This window comes from Neobacillus niacini, from assembly GCF_046591715.1.
In the GTDB taxonomy this organism is placed as follows: domain Bacteria; phylum Bacillota; class Bacilli; order Bacillales; family Cytobacillaceae; genus Neobacillus; species Neobacillus niacini_L.
The window spans coordinates 1-1440 of record NZ_JAWVNQ010000034.1 but is presented as its reverse complement, the minus strand read 5'-3'; the positions used below and the strand labels follow the sequence as shown (position 1 = coordinate 1440).

At 36.4% G+C, this 1440-nt stretch carries 1 protein-coding gene; it reads left to right on the top strand.

Annotated elements, in window-relative coordinates; all coding sequences use genetic code 11:
- The first annotated feature begins 101 nt into the window (after window positions 1–101).
- Window positions 102–1268 (top strand): IS256 family transposase, encoded by a 1167-nt coding sequence (locus tag SFC47_RS25725; protein WP_411257379.1) that lies wholly within the window; start codon window positions 102–104, stop codon window positions 1266–1268.
- Window positions 1269–1440: the final 172 nt, after the last annotated feature.

The following is a 1440-nucleotide window of genomic DNA, read 5'->3' as shown; positions in this document are numbered from 1 at the left end:
GATTAAGTCCGTATAATTGTGTAAAAAGAAAAGGGGTCATTTTTATCCTTCTTGGCTACAATGTTTAACAACCACGATAAACATAGAAAAGAGGAATAAAAATGACCCACTTACAGTTTAGCCTAGATATGGAACTTTTAAAAGACTCAGTAATAAATTCAAATATAGACAACGTTGTTAAATCTGCTGTTGTTCTGGTTTTGAATGAGTACATGGAAAAAGAGAGAAATGATTATTTACACGCTGCTGCATATGAACGCTCTGATGAGCGTCGTGATTACCGAAATGGTTATTATGAACGTGATTTAACGATGAGTATCGGTAAAATAAAGCTTAAGGTTCCAAGAACTCGAAATGGTGAGTTTTCACCTTCAGTTTTTGAAAAATATGCACGTTGTGACCAGGCATTAGTACTCTCTATGCTAGAGATGGTTATCAATGGTGTTTCTACACGCAAAGTTACAAATATTGTGGAACAACTTTGTGGTGAAAGTAAATCAAAATCGTTTGTTTCTTCACTTACTCAGAAACTTGATCCTATTATTAACGAATGGGCCAAACGGCCCTTAAATATAAGGTATTATCCTTTTATTTTCGTAGATGCAATGTATATAAAAGTGCGTGAACATCATCGTGTCGTCTCAAAGGCTGTTTATATAGCCACCGCTATCACTGAAAGCAAAAAACGTGAAATTCTTGGGTTAAGTGTAGATCATGCTGAGAGTTTTGATAGTTGGACTCGCTTTCTCCAACAGCTAAAATCACGTGGGCTTCAATCCCCAAAGCTAGTCATTTCAGATGCTCATCAAGGGCTTCAAAAGGCGATTCAACGTGAATTTATTGGGACTAGCTGGCAAAGGTGTAACGTCCATTTTAAACGTAATATCTTTGAAAAACTTCCAAAAAAGGACTCGGCGGAAATACGAATGATGATTAAGCGTATTTTTGAAGCGGTCACAATTGAGGATATGCGGAATTTTAAAGGTGAACTGATAAGTCAGTTTGGAGATAATCCTAAATACGAACAAGCTCTGAAAATATTAGATGAAGGCTTCGAAGATACCATACAATACATGGAATACCCAGAAGATATCCGTTGTCATATCCGTAGTACGAATTCACTTGAGCGATTAAATCAGGAAGTCCGAAGGAGAGAAAAGGTAATTCGTATTTACCCTAATACACAATCTGCCTTTCGTTTAGTTGGAGCTGTCCTAATGCAATATCAAGAGACCAATTATTCAAAGCAGAAATCTATTAAAAAGTAGTTGTTTAGTTTTCAACGTACTTCCATTTATGGATTATTCCATATCCAGTCAAGGCTATCAAAGGAAAAACCACCTTTGACACCCTTGACTGGATATGGAGATTAAAACCCATGGAAGTAACGCTCGAAAAATGTTAAGGGGATAAGTCGGATGATCATGTATATTTGACATA